Below are 15,939 nucleotides of genomic sequence, written 5' to 3' on the forward strand. Positions count from 1 at the left end.
AAATGGTGATGCCGGGTGACAACGTGCAGATGACGGTGGAGCTGATCAACCCGATCGCGATGGAAGACGGTGTGCGCTTCGCGATCCGCGAAGGCGGCCGCACCGTCGGCGCCGGCGTCGTTACGAAGATTCTGGCCTAAGTCGCCTTTGACTTGTGGGCGCGGATTGCCTAGAATCCGCGCCCCTTTTTGGCTTTGCCGCGGTAAATACAGGGCGGTAGCTCAACTGGTAGAGCGGCGGTCTCCAAAACCGCAGGTTGGGGGTTCGAAACCCTCCCGCCCTGCCACGCAGCGTTGCCTGAAAAACTGCGGGGCCTAAGAACGAGTTCATGGAAGCCCAAAATACTGAAAAAGCTGGTTCCTCGTACAAGGACGCAGCTTTTCTGCTCATTGCTGCCGTAGCTCTGCTCGGCGGCATGTTTGCGTTTTATTACTTCGAGGGCCAGTTCAATTCGCTGGTCCGCACCCTGATCCTGCTCGCCAGTTTCGCGGTCACGCTGACGCTCGCCTACCAGACCGAGCTCGGGCGCGAGCTCTGGGGGTACGTCAGCGGCGCGCGCACCGAAATGCGCAAGGTCGTCTGGCCGACCCGCCAGCAGAGCGTGCAGACGACGCTGATGATTGCCGTGGTCGTCCTGATCATGGCGCTGCTGCTGTGGGGACTGGACTCGGCCCTGCTCAAGGGCGTCGAAACTCTCACCGGCCGCGGAGCGTAGAAGATGACGATGCGTTGGTACGTCGTGCACGCCTATTCGCAGTACGAGAATTCGGTGATGAAGGCGCTCAAGGAGCGCATCAACCGCGCCGGCCTGCAGGAGCAGTTCGGCGACATCCTGGTGCCGACCGAGGAAGTGGTCGAGATCAAGGAAGGCGTCAAGCGCACCACCGAGCGCAAGTTCTTCCCGGGCTACGTTCTGGTCCAGATGGACATGAACGAGGACACCTGGCATCTGGTGAAGTCGACGCCGAAGGTCATGGGCTTCATCGGCGGCACGCCGGACAAGCCGGCGCCGATTTCCGACAAGGAAGCCGAGAAGATCCTCAACCGTGTCACCGAGTCGGTCGAAAAGCCGCGGCCGAAGACGCTGTTCGAGCCGGGCGAGTCGGTACGCGTCAAGGAAGGCCCGTTCGCGGACTTCCAGGGCGTCGTCGAAGAGGTCAACTACGAGAAGAACCGCCTGCGTGTGGCGGTCCTCATCTTTGGCCGTTCCACCCCGGTCGACCTCGAGTTCTCTCAGGTCGAGAAGGGGTGAGCCAAAGCGGATTGCCTTGAATGGCAATCCGCTTTGGCGAACGCACGGCCAGGGACGGCAGCGCTGAAGCACTCGTTGCCCGGCGCCGCGCAGTTTTCAGGACGAACCCGCCCGAAGGGCGGATTCGAAACACCGGGGAGCCGCAAGGCGTTTGCACCCACTCAGGAGTAAGTTATGGCAAAGAAGGTCACGGCCTATATCAAACTGCAGATTCCTGCAGGCAAGGCCAATCCGGCGCCGCCGGTCGGTCCGGCGCTCGGTCAGAACGGCGTGAACATCATGGAGTTCTGCAAGCAGTTCAATGCTGCGACGCAGAAGCTCGAGCCGGGCATCGCGACCCCGGTCGTGATCACGGTCTACTCGGACCGTTCGTTCACGTTCATCACCAAGACGCCGCCGGCGACGACGCTGATCAAGAAGGCGGCCGGGATCGAATCCGGTTCGCCGACGCCGCACACCAAGAAGGTCGGCAAGATCACCAAGAAGCAGGTCGAGGAAATCGCCACGCTGAAAATGCCGGACCTCAACGCCGGCAGCATGGAATCCGCGATGCGCCTGATCGCCGGCTCTGCCCGCTCGATGGGCATTGAAGTGGTGGAGAAGTAAGTCATGGCGAAGATCACCAAGAAGCAGAAAGCGCTGGCCGGCAAGGTGCAGGCGACCAAGAATTACGGCCTCGACGAAGCGATCACGCTGCTCAAGGCCTGCGCGACGGCCAAGTTCAAGGAATCGATCGACATGTCGATCAACCTCGGCGTCGATGCCAAGAAGTCGGATCAGAACGTTCGCGGTTCGACCGTCCTGCCGCACGGCAACGGCAAGTCCGTGCGCGTCGCGGTATTCGCGCAGGGCGCCAAGGCCGAAGAAGCCAGGGCCGCCGGTGCCGACGCCGTCGGCATGGACGAGCTTGCGGCCAAGATGAAGGAAGGCGATCTGAACTATCAGGTCGTCATCGCCGAACCGGCCGCAATGCGCGTCGTCGGCTCGCTCGGTCAGGTGCTCGGCCCGCGCGGCCTGATGCCGAACCCGAAGACGGGCACGGTGACCGCCGATGTCGCCACCGCCGTGAAGAATGCGAAGGCCGGTATGGCCAAGTTCCGTACCGACAAGGCCGGCATCGTGCATTGCGCGATCGCGGCGGTCGATTTCGACGCGGACAAGATCAAGGACAACCTGATCGCCGTCGTCCGCGACGTGCGCAAGGCCAAGCCCTCGTCGTCGAAGGGCGTCTACATCAAGAAGGTCACGCTGTCGACGACCATGGGTCCCGGCGTGCGCGTGGACCTGGGCTCGCTGCCCGAGTAGCGAGCCGCGATTTCGTCGATGTCCTGTGGACATCGGCGCCGGCGAGCCGGCTGGCCTTCGGGCCGGCCGGAGACGATGGAAATGATGTTCGTGCTTTGGTGGCAGTGCCGTCAAAGCGACAAAGACTTTGGAGTGTGGCGTCAAGCCTCACATCGAAGACCGTCAGTGGCTCCGAGCGGTTGCAAGGAGCATTAAAGGTCGCAAGGCCGCTGTCGTAGATAGGCCGGTTCGAAGCCATTCGGCGAGAACCGTATTTGAGGCAACTAGGAGTTCTGATGGCTCTCAGGCTGAATGACAAGAAGGCCCTGGTTGCGGAAGTGAACGAAGTCGCCAAGCGCGCGCTGTCGGCAGTGGCTGCCGAATATCGCGGGCTGTCGGCCGGTGCGTTCGATGAACTGCGTGCAAAGGCCCGTGCCAACGGCGTCTACCTGCACGTGGTCAAGAACTCGCTGGCGACGCGCGCCGTCGAAGGTACTGAATTCGAGTGCCTGAAGAACGCGCTGGTCGGCCCGCTGGTGCTCGGTTTCTCGCTCGAGGATCCGGGTTCGGTGGGTCGCGTGATCAAGGACTTCGCCAAGGACAACGACAAACTGGTCGTCAAGGCGGTTGCAGTCGGCGGCACCCTGTACGGGGCCAAGGACATCGAACGTCTGGCGTCGCTGCCGACCAAGGAGCAGGCCCTCGCGATTCTGGCGGGCACGATCCAGGCACCGATCACCAAGTTCGTCCGCACCCTGGCGGAACCCGCAGCGAAGGTCACCCGCGCCGTCAAGGCCGTGGCCGACGCCAAGGGCTGAGTCCGCGAAGCGTTCATTTTCCGATACAGGCTTTCCCACACTTTTTTTGGAGTTTTGAAGATGGCAACGAAGGAAGAAATCCTCGACGCGATCGCCGGCATGTCCGTGATGGACGTCGTCGAGCTCGTCAAGATGATGGAAGACAAGTTCGGCGTCAGCGCCGCCGCCCCGGTCGCCGTTGCAGCCGGTCCGGCTGCCGGCCCGGCTGCTGCTGCTGAAGAAAAGACCGAGTTCACGGTCGTTCTCGCCGGCATCGACGCGGCCAAGAAGGTCAACGTCATCAAGGTCGTGCGCGAAATCACCGGTCTGGGCCTCAAGGAAGCCAAGGACCTGGTCGAAGGTGCGCCGCAGACCGTCAAGGAAGGCGTCGACAAGAAGACCGCCGACGACATCAAGAAGAAGCTGGAAGAGGGCGGCGGCAAGGTCGAGCTGAAGTAAGCCGATCGAACCCTTGCTTTTCAAGGCAACTTCGAAGCGTTAAGCGAAGGCTGGGAGCCGGAAAAATCTTTTCCGGGCTCCCGGCCTTTCGCCGCTGAAGCGAGAACCCAAACCTTTGGCTGCCGTGCACTAGCCAAATGTTTGGATTTTTTGAGGCGCGCAAGCGCATCTGACGACAGAGGTAACCGATGGCCTACTCGTTCACCGAGAAGAAGCGTATCCGCAAGGACTTCAGCAAGCTGAAGGAGACGCTGGAAATCCCCTATCTGCTGGCAACGCAGATCGACTCCTACCGCCACTTCCTGCAGGCGGAGACGCAACCCGCCAAGCGCAAGGACAGCGGCTTGCAGGCCTCGTTCAAGTCCGTTTTCCCGATGGCCTCGTACAACGGCGCCGCGGCGCTGGAGTTCGTCAAGTATCGCTTCGATGAGCCGGCCTTCGACGAGAAGGAATGTCGCGTTCGCGGCATGACCTACGCCGCGCCGTTGAAGGTGACGGTGCGTCTGGTGATCTTCGATCGCGAGTCGAAGGAAAAGCGCGTCAAGGACGTCCGTGAGCAGGAGGTCTATCTCGGCGAAGTGCCGCTGATGACCGACCACGGCACCTTCATCATCAACGGCACCGAGCGTGTCGTCGTCTCGCAGCTGCATCGTTCGCCCGGCGTGTTCTTCGATCACGACAAGGGCAAGACGCACAGTTCGGGCAAGCTGCTGTACAGCGCCCGCATCATTCCGTATCGCGGTTCCTGGCTGGACTTCGAGTTCGATCCGAAGGACAACCTGTTCGCCCGTATCGACCGTCGTCGCAAGCTGCCGGTGACGATCCTGCTGCGCGCGCTCGGCTACAACAACGAGCAGATGCTGGCGATGTTCCACGAGCAGAACGTCTTCAAGCTCGAGAAGGACGGCGCAACCATCGACCTGATTCCGGAGCGCCTGAAGGGCGAGAAGGCACAGTTCGACATCGTCGCCGACGGCAAGACCCTGGTCGAGGAAGGCAAGCTGATCACCGCCCGCCACATCAAGCTGATCGGTGAGGCCAATCTCAAGAAGCTGACGGTGCCGGACACCTATCTGGTCGGCAAGGTCGTCGCCAAGGATCTGGTGGCCGAAGGCACCGGCGAGATCATCGCCGCCGCCAACACCGAGCTGACGCAGAACCTGCTGGCCAAGGCGCGCGAATCCGGTATCAAGGTGCTGCCGACGCTCTACATCAACGACGTCGACAAGGGGCCGTACATCTCGACGACGCTGAACATCGACCCGAGCAAGACCAAGCTCGAAGCGCTGGTCGAAATCTATCGCATGATGCGCCCCGGCGAGCCGCCCACCAAGGACGCTGCCGAGGGTCTGTTCCACGGCATGTTCTTCTCGCCCGAGAAGTACGACCTGTCGGCCGTCGGCCGCATGAAGTTCAATCGCCGTCTGCGTCGCGATGACGTGGAAGGCCCGGGCGTGGTTTACGACGGCGAGCTGTTCAGCAAGTTCAACGACGAGTTCTCGAAGGGCCTGTTTGCCAAGTTCGGCAAGGAGCATTCGGACATCATCGAAGTCGTGCGCGAGATCATCGCGATCCGCAACGGCGAACAGCAGACCGATGACATCGACCATCTGGGCAACCGTCGCATTCGTGCGGTCGGCGAAATGGCCGAGAACGTGTTCCGCACCGGCCTGGTCCGTGTCGAACGCGCCGTGCGCGAGCGCCTGGCGCTGGCCGAAGCCGAGAATCTGACGCCGCAGGACCTGATCAATGCCAAGCCGGTGTCGGCGGCGATCAAGGAGTTCTTCGGTTCGTCGCAGCTGTCGCAGTTCATGGACCAGAACAATCCGTTGTCGGAAGTGACGCACAAGCGTCGCGTGTCGGCGCTCGGACCGGGTGGTCTGACGCGTGAGCGTGCGGGCTTCGAAGTCCGCGACGTGCATCCGACGCACTACGGTCGTGTCTGCCCGATCGAAACGCCGGAAGGCCCGAACATCGGCCTGATCAACTCGCTGGCCTGCTACGCGCGCACCAACGAGTACGGCTTCCTCGAAACGGCCTATCGCAAGGTCGTCGACGGCAAGGTCACCGATCAGGTGGAATACCTGTCGGCGATCGAAGAGGGCCGCTACGTGATCGCGCAGGCGAACTCGGAGCTCAACGCCAAGAACCAGTTCACGGCGGACCTCGTATCGGTTCGTTTCCAGAACGAATTCACGATGATGACGGGCGACAAGGTCCAGTACATGGACGTCTCGCCGCGCCAGATCGTGTCGGTTGCGGCCGCTCTGATTCCGTTCCTCGAGCACGACGACGCCAACCGCGCGCTGATGGGTTCGAACATGCAGCGCCAGGCGGTGCCGACGCTGCGCGCCGACAAGCCGCTGGTCGGCACCGGCATCGAGCGTCGCGTCGCCGTCGACTCCGGCAACGCGATCCAGGCCAAGCGTGGCGGTGTGGTCGAGAAGGTCGACGCCGCGCGCATCGTCATCCGCGTCCACGACGAGGAGACGGTGGCCGGTGAAGCGGGTGTCGACATCTACAACCTGGTCAAGTACATCCGCTCGAACCAGAACACCTGCATCAACCAGAAGCCGATCGTCACGCCGGGCGACAAGGTCGCCCGCGGCGACGTGATCGCTGACGGCCCGTCGACGGACCTGGGCGAGCTCGCGCTCGGCCAGAACATGCTGATCGCGTTCATGCCGTGGAACGGCTACAACTTCGAAGACTCGATCCTGATCTCGGAGCGCGTCGTCGAAGAGGATCGTTTCACGACGATCCACATCGAGGAAATGACCTGCGTCGCGCGTGAAACCAAGCTCGGCGCCGAGGAAATCACCGCCGACATCCCGAACGTCAACGAGGCGGCGCTGCGCAAGCTCGACGAGTCGGGCATCGTCTACATCGGCGCCGAAGTGAAGGCGGGTGATCTGCTCTGCGGCAAGGTCACGCCGAAGGGCGAGACCCAGCTGACGCCGGAAGAAAAGCTGCTGCGCGCGATCTTCGGCGAGAAGGCGTCCGACGTGAAGGACACCTCGCTGCGCGTGCCGGCCGGCATGGACGGCACCGTCATCGACGTGCGCGTGTTCACCCGTGAAGGCGTGAAGAAGGACAAGCGCGCGCTGGCGATCGAAGAGGCCGAGCTGGCGCAGGTCCGCAAGGACCTGGCCGATCAGCAGCGCATCTTCGAGGACGACATCTATGATCGTCTGCGCAAGATCCTGCTCGGCAAGACCGCCGACGGCGGCCCGAACAAGCTGAAGAAGGGCGCCAAGGTCGATGCCGAGTATCTCGACTCGATCGAGCGCGACAAGTGGTTCGAAATCCGCCTCGCGGACGACGACACCCAGAACCAGCTCGAAGCCGCCAACAAGCAGCTGCGCGACATGCGTTCGGAGTTCGACAAGCGCTTCGAGAACAAGAAGCGCAAGATCCAGTCGGGCGACGAACTCTCGCCGGGCGTGCTGAAGATGGTCAAGGTCTACCTGGCCGTGAAGCGCCGCATCCAGCCGGGCGACAAGATGGCCGGCCGTCACGGCAACAAGGGCGTCATCTCGCAGATCGTGCCGGTCGAAGACATGCCGCACATGGACGACGGTACGCCGGTCGACATCGTGCTCAACCCGCTGGGCGTGCCGTCGCGCATGAACATCGGTCAGCTGCTCGAAGTCCATCTCGGCTGGGCCGCGAAGGGCATCGGCCGCAAGATCGACGACATGATCAAGCAGCAGAAGTCGGTCGCCGAACTGCGCAAGTATCTCGACAAGGTCTACAACAAGTCGGGCGGCAAGTCGGACGTCAATCTCGACGAGCTGAACGATGTCGAAATCGTCAATCTCGCCAGGAACCTGACCGGCGGTCTGCCGGTGTCGAGCCCGGTGTTCGACGGCGCCGCCGAAGAGGAGCTCAAGGAGCTGCTCGAACTCGCCGGTCTGCCGCGCAGCGGCCAGGCACAGTTGACCGACGGTCGTACCGGCGAACAATTCTCGCGTCCGATCACGGTCGGCTACATGTACTACCTGAAGCTCAACCATCTGGTCGACGACAAGATGCACGCGCGTTCGACCGGTCCGTACTCGCTCGTCACCCAGCAGCCGCTGGGCGGCAAGGCGCAGTTCGGCGGCCAGCGCTTCGGTGAGATGGAAGTCTGGGCGCTCGAGGCCTACGGCGCGGCTTACACGCTGCAGGAAATGCTGACGGTGAAGTCGGACGACACCAACGGCCGCACGCGCATGTACAAGTCGATCGTCGATGGCGATCACCGCATGGTTGCGGGCATGCCCGAGTCGTTCAACGTGCTGGTCAAGGAAATCCGCTCGATCGGTCTCAACATCGAGCTGGAACAGAACCAGTAGCGCTTGGCGAACGAATTCAGGAGTAACTGATGAAAGATTTATTCAATCTGATCCGCAACCCCGAGGAAGCGGAAGACTTCGACGCCATCAAGATCGGCCTGTCGTCGCCGGAAGTGGTGCGTTCGTGGTCGTACGGCGAAGTGAAGAAGCCGGAAACGATCAACTACCGCACGTTCAAGCCGGAACGCGATGGTCTGTTCTGCGCGAAGATCTTCGGGCCGATCAAGGACTACGAGTGCCTGTGCGGCAAGTACAAGCGCCTCAAGCATCGCGGCGTGGTCTGCGAGAAGTGCGGCGTCGAAGTGACGGTCGCCAAGGTTCGTCGCGAGCGCATGGGTCACATCGACCTGGCCTCGCCGGTCGCGCACATCTGGTTCCTCAAGTCGCTGCCGAGCCGCATCGGCCTGCTGCTCGACATGCCGCTGCGCGCGATCGAACGCGTGCTGTATTTCGAAGCCCACATCGTCGTCGATCCGGGTCTCACCCCGCTCGAACGCGGCCAGCTGCTGACCGAAGAGGATTACCTCAATTCGGTCGAACAGTACGGTGACGACTTCGACGCGCGCATGGGCGCCGAGGCCGTGCGCGATCTGCTGCGCGGCATCGATCTGCAGACCGAAGCGGCGAAGCTGCGCGAAGAGCTGAACACCACGACTTCGGAAACGAAGATCAAGAAGTTCGCCAAGCGCCTCAAGCTGATCGAGTACTTCATCCAGTCCAACAACAAGCCGGAATGGATGATCCTCACGGTGCTGCCGGTGCTGCCGCCGGATCTGCGCCCGCTGGTGCCGCTCGACGGCGGCCGCTTCGCGACCTCGGATCTCAACGATCTGTACCGCCGCGTCATCAACCGCAACAACCGTCTCAAGCGCCTGCTTGAGCTGAGCGCGCCGGACATCATCGTGCGCAACGAAAAGCGCATGCTGCAGGAATCGGTGGACGCGCTGATCGACAACGGCCGCCGCGGCCGTGCGATCACCGGCACCAACAAGCGCCCGCTCAAGTCGCTGGCCGACATGATCAAGGGCAAGCAGGGTCGCTTCCGCCAGAACCTGCTCGGCAAGCGCGTCGACTACTCGGGCCGTTCGGTCATCGTCGTCGGCCCGACGCTGAAGCTGCACCAGTGCGGCCTGCCGAAGAAGATGGCGCTCGAGCTGTTCAAGCCGTTCGTGTTCTCGCGCCTGCAGCGTCTCGGCATCGCGACCACGATCAAGGCGGCGAAGAAGATGGTCGAGCGCGAAGAGTCCCAGGTCTGGGACGCGCTCGAAGAGTGCATCAAGGAGCACCCGGTGCTGCTGAACCGCGCACCGACGCTGCACCGTCTCGGCATCCAGGCGTTCGAGCCGCTGCTGATCGAAGGCAAGGCCATCAACCTGCATCCGCTGGTCTGCACGGCGTTCAACGCCGACTTCGACGGCGACCAGATGGCCGTGCACGTGCCGCTGTCGCTGGAAGCGCAGCTCGAAGCGCGCGTGCTGATGATGTCGACCAACAACATCCTGTCGCCGGCCTCGGGGGACCCGATCATCGTGCCGTCGCAGGACGTCGTGCTCGGCCTTTACTGGATGTCGCGCGAGCGCATCGGTGCCAAGGGCGAGGGCATGGTGTTCTCGGACGTCGCCGAAGTGCATCGCGCGTACGAAAACGGCATCGTCGACCTGCAGGCCAGGATCAAGGTGCGCCTGTTCGACTACACCGAGGAAGGCGGCGAAGAGCTGTACCACCTCGTCGACACGACGACCGGCCGTGCGCTGCTGTCGGAAGTGCTGCCGAAGGGTGTGCCGCTGGCGGTCATCAACAAGACGCTGACCAAGAAGGAAATCAGCCGCGTCATCAACTACGTGTACCGCCGCTGCGGCACGAAGGACACGGTGATCTTCGCCGATCAGATGATGTACACGGGCTTCCGCATGTCGACCAAGGCCGGCATCTCGTTCTGCCTCGACGACATCATGATCCCGGCCGAGAAGGCGACGATCCTCGAGCAGGCGGAAGCCAAGGTCAAGGACGTCGACACCGAGTACAACCAGGGTCTGACCACCGGCGGTGAGCGCAAGAACCGCGTCATCGACATCTGGTCGCGCGCCAACGACGACATCTCCAAGGCGATGATGGTGCAGATCGGCTCGGAAACGGCGGTCGGCGCCGACGGCAAGGAAGTCAAGCAGCCGTCGTTCAACTCGGTGTTCATGATGGCCGACTCCGGCGCCCGTGGTAGCCAGGCGCAGATCCGTCAGCTGGCCGGCATGCGTGGCCTGATGGCCAAGCCGGACGGCTCGATCATCGAGACGCCGATCACCGCGAACTTCCGCGAAGGCCTGAACGTCCTGCAGTACTTCATCTCGACGCACGGCGCCCGCAAGGGTCTGGCCGACACCGCACTGAAGACCGCGAACTCGGGCTACCTGACCCGCCGTCTGGTCGACGTCGCACAGGACATGGTCGTCACCGCGGAAGACTGCGGCGGCGAACAGGGCCTACTGATGATGCCGATCGTCGAGGGCGGTGACGTGCTCGAGCCGCTGCGCGATCGCGTGCTGGGCCGCGTCACGCTGCGTGACGCGTACAAGCCGGGCAGCGACGAGATCGCGATTCCGGCCGGCACGATGATCGACGAGAAGTGGGCCGATACGCTGGAGCGCAACTCGGTCGACGAGATCTGGGTGCGTTCGCCGATCACCTGCGAACTGCCGTTCGGTGTCTGCGCCAACTGCTACGGCCGCGATCTGGCCCGTGGCCATCGCGTCAACATCGGCGAAGCGGTCGGTGTCATCGCCGCCCAGTCGATCGGCGAGCCGGGTACCCAGCTCACCATGCGTACCTTCCACGTCGGCGGCGCGGCTTCGCGTGCGGCCTCGGCGGACGGTGTCGACTCGCGTGCGGCCGGTACGGCGCGTGTGCACAATCTGAAGACCGTCACCAACAAGGACGGACTGCTGGTCGCCGTCTCGCGTTCGGGTGAAATCGGCGTCGTCGATGCCAATGGCCGCGAGCGCGAGCGCTACAAGATTCCGTACGGCGCGACCATCCTGGTCCGCGACGGCGACGAGCTGAAGGCCGGCGCCCGGCTGGCCAAGTGGGATCCGCACACCCATCCGATCGTCACCGAGCTGGCCGGTTTCGTGAAACTGCAGGACTTCACCGAAGGCCTGACCGTGACCCGCGAGACCGATCCGCTGACCGGCGTCGCGACCCGCGTCGTGACCGAGGCCAAGGCGCGCGGCTCCGCGGCCAAGGATCTCAAGCCGACCATCATCCTGGTCGACGCCAAGGGCAAGCAGCTGACGTTCCCGGGCACCGACATTCCGGCCGCGTATACGCTGCCGCCGAAGTCGATCATCGCGGTCGAGGACGGCGACGAAGTCGGCGTCGGCGGCACGATCGCCCGCATTCCGCAGGAAGCGTCGAAGTCGCGCGACATCACCGGCGGTCTGCCGCGCGTCGCCGACCTGTTCGAGGCGCGCAAGCCGAAGGAGCCGGCGGTCCTCGCCGAAACCACCGGCACGATCAAGTTCGGGCCGGGCACCAAGGGCAAGCAGCGCATCAAGATCGTCCGCGCCGATGGTTCCGAGGCGGAAATCCTGGTGCCGAAGTGGGTGGAAATCCGCGTGTTCGAAGGTGAAACCGTCGAACAGGGCGAAGTCATGTCCGACGGCGAGCCGAGCCCGCACGACATCCTGCGTCTGCAGGGCGTCACGGCGCTGGCGAACTACCTCGTCAAGGAAATCCAGGACGTCTACCGCCTGCAGGGTGTGAAGATCAACGACAAGCACATCGAAACGATCGTTCGTCAGATGCTGCGCAAGGTCGAGATTGCCGAGCCGGGGGACAGCAAGTTCCTGCAGGGCGAGCAGATCGAGATCTTCCAGGTGCTGGCCGAGAACAAGCGGCTCGAGGCCAAGGGCGAGCGCGGCGCGAAGTTCGAACGTCAGCTGCTGGGCATCACCAAGGCCTCGCTGTCGACCGAGTCGTTCATCTCGGCGGCGTCGTTCCAGGAGACCACGCGCGTGCTCACCGAAGCCTCGGTGCGCGGTTCGCGCGACGAGCTGCGTGGCCTCAAGGAAAACGTCATCGTCGGCCGCCTGATCCCCGCCGGCACCGGCTTGGCCTACCACGAGCAGCGCCGCAAGGCGCGCGGTGGCAGCCTGCTGGCCGACCTGCAGGCTTCGGCGCTGAACTCGACCGGCAGCTTCGACGCCACCAGCGGCGACCGTCTGTCGTCGATCCGCCCGACCGCCTCGGCCACCGCCGAGGACGATGGTGGTGACCGCGAAGAAGCCGGTGGCGACGAGGGCGGCGACGAATAGCCGTCAGGCAATACCGAAAACCCCGGCCTGGGCCGGGGTTTTTTGTCGGTTCCGCCGCGTATGGGCGACGCGGCGATGCCGCAGCAGGGTTTGACACACGATTGTCGTTGACTCCGCTGCGGCTCACCTTTATGATTCGCGCCCTTTCCCGACGGCCGCCCCTGTGGCGGGTCGTCTTTTCTTTGTCAAGCCGGGAAGTTCCAACGTGCCAACAGTCAACCAGTTAGTGCGCAGCGGCCGCGCCGTCGAAGTCACCAAGAGCAAGGTGCCTGCGCTCACCGGTTCGCCGCAGAAGCGCGGCGTCTGCACCCGTGTCTACACCACGACGCCCAAGAAGCCGAACTCGGCACTGCGCAAGGTCTGCAAGGTGCGCCTGACCAACGGTTTCGAAGTGATCTCCTACATCGGTGGCGAAGGCCACAATCTGCAGGAGCACTCGGTCGTCATGATTCGCGGCGGCCGTGTCAAGGATCTTCCCGGTGTCCGTTACCACACCGTCCGTGGTGCGCTCGACTGCGCCGGCATCGACAAGCGTCGCCAGAGCCGCTCGAAGTACGGTGCCAAGCGTCCCAAGGCAGGCGGTGCGCCCGCTGCTGCCGGCAAGAAGAAGTAAGCCCGGATCAACCCCGGAGTAAGGCGTGACCGGATTCCTCGCGGGTCCGGTGCATGCCTGAAGACCACATTTAGGATCAAGCCATGTCCCGTCGTCGCAAACCCGAAATCCGCAAGGTTCTTCCCGACCCGAAGTTCAAGAGCGAACTCGTCTCCAAGTTCGTCAACATGGTGATGCAGGACGGCAAGAAGGCCGTTGCCGAGAAGATCGTCTACGGCGCGCTCGATCAGGTCGTGGCCAAGAAGGGCGTCGAAGCGCCGGCGGAGTTCCTGCAGGCCGCGTTCGATGCCGTGGCGCCGACCGTCGAGGTCAAGTCGCGCCGCGTCGGCGGTGCCACCTATCAGGTGCCGGTCGAAGTCCGCGCCTCGCGCCGCACGACACTGGCGATGCGCTGGGTGATCGATGCCGCCGGCAAGCGCGGCGAGCAGGGCATGGAAAACCGCCTGGCCGGCGAGCTGCTGGATGCTTCCGAGCATCGCGGCGCCGCGGTCAAGAAGCGCGAAGATACGCACAAGATGGCCGAAGCCAACAAGGCTTTCGCACATTTCCGCTGGTAAGACAGTCCCCATTGCATAGCGGGCTTTCCGACCTCATATCGGGAGCCCGTTTCCAGACGAGTTCCTGACATGCCCCGCACGACGCCCATCGAGCGTTACCGCAACATCGGTATTTCCGCTCACATCGACGCCGGCAAGACCACCACCACCGAGCGCGTCCTGTTCTACACGGGCGTCAACCACAAGCTCGGCGAAGTCCATGACGGCGCTGCCACCATGGACTGGATGGAGCAGGAGCAGGAGCGCGGCATCACGATCACGTCGGCCGCGACGACCACGTTCTGGACCGGCATGGGCGGCCAGTTCGAACAGCACCGCATCAACATCATCGACACGCCGGGACACGTCGACTTCACGATCGAGGTCGAGCGTTCGATGCGCGTGCTCGACGGTGCCTGCATGCTGTACTGCGCAGTCGGCGGCGTGCAGCCGCAGTCCGAGACCGTGTGGCGTCAGGCCACCAAGTACGGCGTGCCGCGTCTGGCCTTCGTCAACAAGATGGACCGCACCGGCGCCGACTTCTTCAAGGTCTACCGCCAGATGAAGGAAAAGCTGCGGGCCAATCCGGTGCCGATCGTCATCCCGATCGGCGCCGAGGACAAGTTCCAGGGCGTCGTCGACCTCATCAAGATGAAGGCCATCATCTGGGACGAAGCGTCGCAGGGCATGAAGTTCGAGTACGGCGAGATTCCGGCCGAGCTGGCTGCCGATGCCAAGAAATGGCGCGAGAACATGGTCGAGGCCGCTGCCGAAGCGTCCGAAGAGCTGATGAACAAGTATCTCGAAGAGGGCGACCTCTCCGAGGCGGAAATCAAGGCGGCGATCCGCCAGCGCACGATCGCGCTCGAGATCTTCCCGATGCTCTGCGGCTCGGCGTTCAAGAACAAGGGCGTGCAGGCCATGCTCGATGCCGTCATCGAGTACCTGCCGTCGCCGACCGAAGTGGTCGCGATCAAGGGCGAGGATGCGGAGACCGGCGAGCCGGTCGAGCGCCATGCCGACGACAAGGAGCCGTTCTCGGCCCTCGGGTTCAAGATCATGACCGACCCATTCGTCGGCCAGTTGACCTTCATCCGCGTTTATTCCGGCGTGCTGAAGAAAGGTGACAGCGTCTACAACTCGCGCAGCGGCAAGACCGAGCGCATCGGCCGTCTGGTGCAGATGCATGCCAACGACCGCCAGGAAATCGACGAAGTGCGCGCCGGCGATATCGCCGCCTGCGTCGGCCTGAAAGAGGTCTACACGGGCACCACGCTGGCTGCGCAGGACAAGCCGGTCATCCTCGAGCGCATGGAGTTCCCGGAGCCGGTCATCAGCCAGGCCGTCGAGCCGAAGACCAAGGTCGACCAGGAAAAGATGGGCATCGCGCTGAGCAAGCTCGCGCAGGAAGACCCCTCGTTCCGCGTCAAGACCGACGAGGAGACCGGCCAGACCATCATTTCCGGCATGGGCGAGCTGCACCTCGAAATCCTTGTGGACCGCATGAAGCGCGAGTTCAAGGTCGAGGCCAATGTCGGCGCGCCGCAGGTGGCCTACCGCGAGACGATCCGCAAGACCGTCGAGCAGGAAGGCAAGTACGCCAAGCAGTCCGGCGGTAAGGGCCAGTTCGGCCACGTGTGGCTGCGCATCGAGCCGCAGGAAGCCGGCAAGGGCTACGAATTCGTCAATGCCATCGTCGGCGGCGTGATTCCCAAGGAATTCATTCCGGGCGTCGACAAGGGCCTGAAGGACGCGATCAAGAGCGGTGTCATGGCCGGCTATCCGGTCGTCGACATCAAGATCACCCTGTTCGACGGTTCGTACCATGACGTCGACTCCAGCGAAATCGCGTTCCGCGTCGCCTCGTCGATGGCGTTCAAGGACGGCTGCCAGAAGGCCAATCCGGTCATTCTCGAGCCGATCATGGGCGTCGAAGTCGAAACGCCGGAAGACTACATGGGCGATGTCATGGGCGATCTCAACCGTCGTCGCGGCATGATCCTCGGCATGGACGACAACTACGGCGCCAAGATCATCCGCGCCGAAGTGCCGCTGTCGGAAATGTTCGGCTACTCGACCTCGCTGCGCTCGCAGAGCCAGGGCCGTGCGACGTACACCATGGAATTCAAGAAGTACCAGGAAGCGCCGGCGAACGTCATCGCCGCTCTGACCAAGAAGTAATCACCGCGGCGCCGTCGGGCGTCTGATCACGCATTTTGTAGAGGAAGCGATCATGGCAAAGGGTAAGTTTGAACGCACGAAGCCGCACGTGAACGTGGGCACGATTGGCCACGTTGACCACGGCAAGACGACGACGACGGCGGCGCTGACGAAGGTGTCGGCGGACAAGTACG

13 protein-coding genes and 1 tRNA gene are annotated in these 15,939 nt (G+C 63.2%); all 14 read left to right on the forward strand.

Annotated elements, in window-relative coordinates; genetic code table 11:
• Positions 1 to 140: EF-Tu C-terminal domain-related protein (locus tag G7Y85_RS19850; RefSeq protein WP_494546250.1), on the forward strand; the 140-nt coding region annotated here is incomplete at its 5' end.
• Positions 141 to 210: 70 nt separating this feature from the next.
• Positions 211 to 286: transfer RNA gene (locus G7Y85_RS19855), tRNA-Trp, on the forward strand.
• A 42-nt stretch (positions 287 to 328) separates the two neighbouring features.
• The gene (gene secE, locus G7Y85_RS19860) at positions 329 to 715 is read left to right on the forward strand and encodes a preprotein translocase subunit SecE (RefSeq protein WP_166261721.1); all 387 of its coding nucleotides are present in this window, start codon (positions 329 to 331) and stop codon (positions 713 to 715) included.
• A gap of 3 nt (positions 716 to 718) precedes the next feature.
• Positions 719 to 1,252 carry a transcription termination/antitermination protein NusG gene (gene nusG / locus G7Y85_RS19865; RefSeq protein WP_166261724.1) on the forward strand — a complete coding sequence of 178 codons (534 nt, stop codon included), beginning with the start codon at positions 719 to 721 and terminating at the stop codon, positions 1,250 to 1,252.
• 174 nt (positions 1,253 to 1,426) lie between these two features.
• Positions 1,427 to 1,858 (forward strand): 50S ribosomal protein L11, encoded by a 432-nt coding sequence (gene rplK, locus G7Y85_RS19870; protein ID WP_166261727.1) that lies wholly within the window; start codon positions 1,427 to 1,429, stop codon positions 1,856 to 1,858.
• 3 nt (positions 1,859 to 1,861) lie between these two features.
• Complete coding sequence (gene rplA, locus G7Y85_RS19875) at positions 1,862 to 2,557, forward strand: 50S ribosomal protein L1 (RefSeq protein WP_166261730.1); 696 nt, start codon at positions 1,862 to 1,864, stop codon at positions 2,555 to 2,557.
• Between the two features lie 275 nt (positions 2,558 to 2,832).
• Positions 2,833 to 3,354 carry a 50S ribosomal protein L10 gene (rplJ, locus tag G7Y85_RS19880; protein ID WP_166261733.1) on the forward strand — a complete coding sequence of 174 codons (522 nt, stop codon included), beginning with the start codon at positions 2,833 to 2,835 and terminating at the stop codon, positions 3,352 to 3,354.
• Between the two features lie 60 nt (positions 3,355 to 3,414).
• Positions 3,415 to 3,792 (forward strand): 50S ribosomal protein L7/L12, encoded by a 378-nt coding sequence (rplL, locus tag G7Y85_RS19885; RefSeq protein ID WP_166261736.1) that lies wholly within the window; start codon positions 3,415 to 3,417, stop codon positions 3,790 to 3,792.
• A 188-nt stretch (positions 3,793 to 3,980) separates the two neighbouring features.
• Positions 3,981 to 8,129 carry a DNA-directed RNA polymerase subunit beta gene (gene rpoB / locus G7Y85_RS19890; protein WP_166261739.1) on the forward strand — a complete coding sequence of 1,383 codons (4,149 nt, stop codon included), beginning with the start codon at positions 3,981 to 3,983 and terminating at the stop codon, positions 8,127 to 8,129.
• A 29-nt stretch (positions 8,130 to 8,158) separates the two neighbouring features.
• Positions 8,159 to 12,436, forward strand: a complete 4,278-nt coding sequence (rpoC, locus tag G7Y85_RS19895) for a DNA-directed RNA polymerase subunit beta' (RefSeq protein WP_166261742.1) — start codon at positions 8,159 to 8,161, stop codon at positions 12,434 to 12,436.
• Positions 12,437 to 12,641: 205 nt separating this feature from the next.
• Entirely contained in the window at positions 12,642 to 13,049 is a 408-nt protein-coding gene (rpsL, locus tag G7Y85_RS19900; protein ID WP_166261745.1) for a 30S ribosomal protein S12, read from the forward strand.
• An 83-nt stretch (positions 13,050 to 13,132) separates the two neighbouring features.
• A complete protein-coding gene (rpsG, locus tag G7Y85_RS19905) occupies positions 13,133 to 13,606 on the forward strand; it encodes a 30S ribosomal protein S7 (RefSeq protein WP_166261748.1) in 474 nt (157 codons plus the stop codon).
• Positions 13,607 to 13,675: 69 nt separating this feature from the next.
• On the forward strand, positions 13,676 to 15,766 hold the full coding sequence (gene fusA, locus G7Y85_RS19910) for an elongation factor G (RefSeq protein WP_166261753.1): 2,091 nt from the start codon (positions 13,676 to 13,678) through the stop codon (positions 15,764 to 15,766).
• Between the two features lie 52 nt (positions 15,767 to 15,818).
• Positions 15,819 to 15,939 (forward strand): GTP-binding protein (locus G7Y85_RS19915; protein WP_241696320.1); only part of this gene is annotated, 121 nt, incomplete at its 3' end.

Source organism: Solimonas terrae (assembly GCF_011067135.1).
In the GTDB taxonomy this organism is placed as follows: domain Bacteria; phylum Pseudomonadota; class Gammaproteobacteria; order Nevskiales; family Nevskiaceae; genus Solimonas; species Solimonas terrae.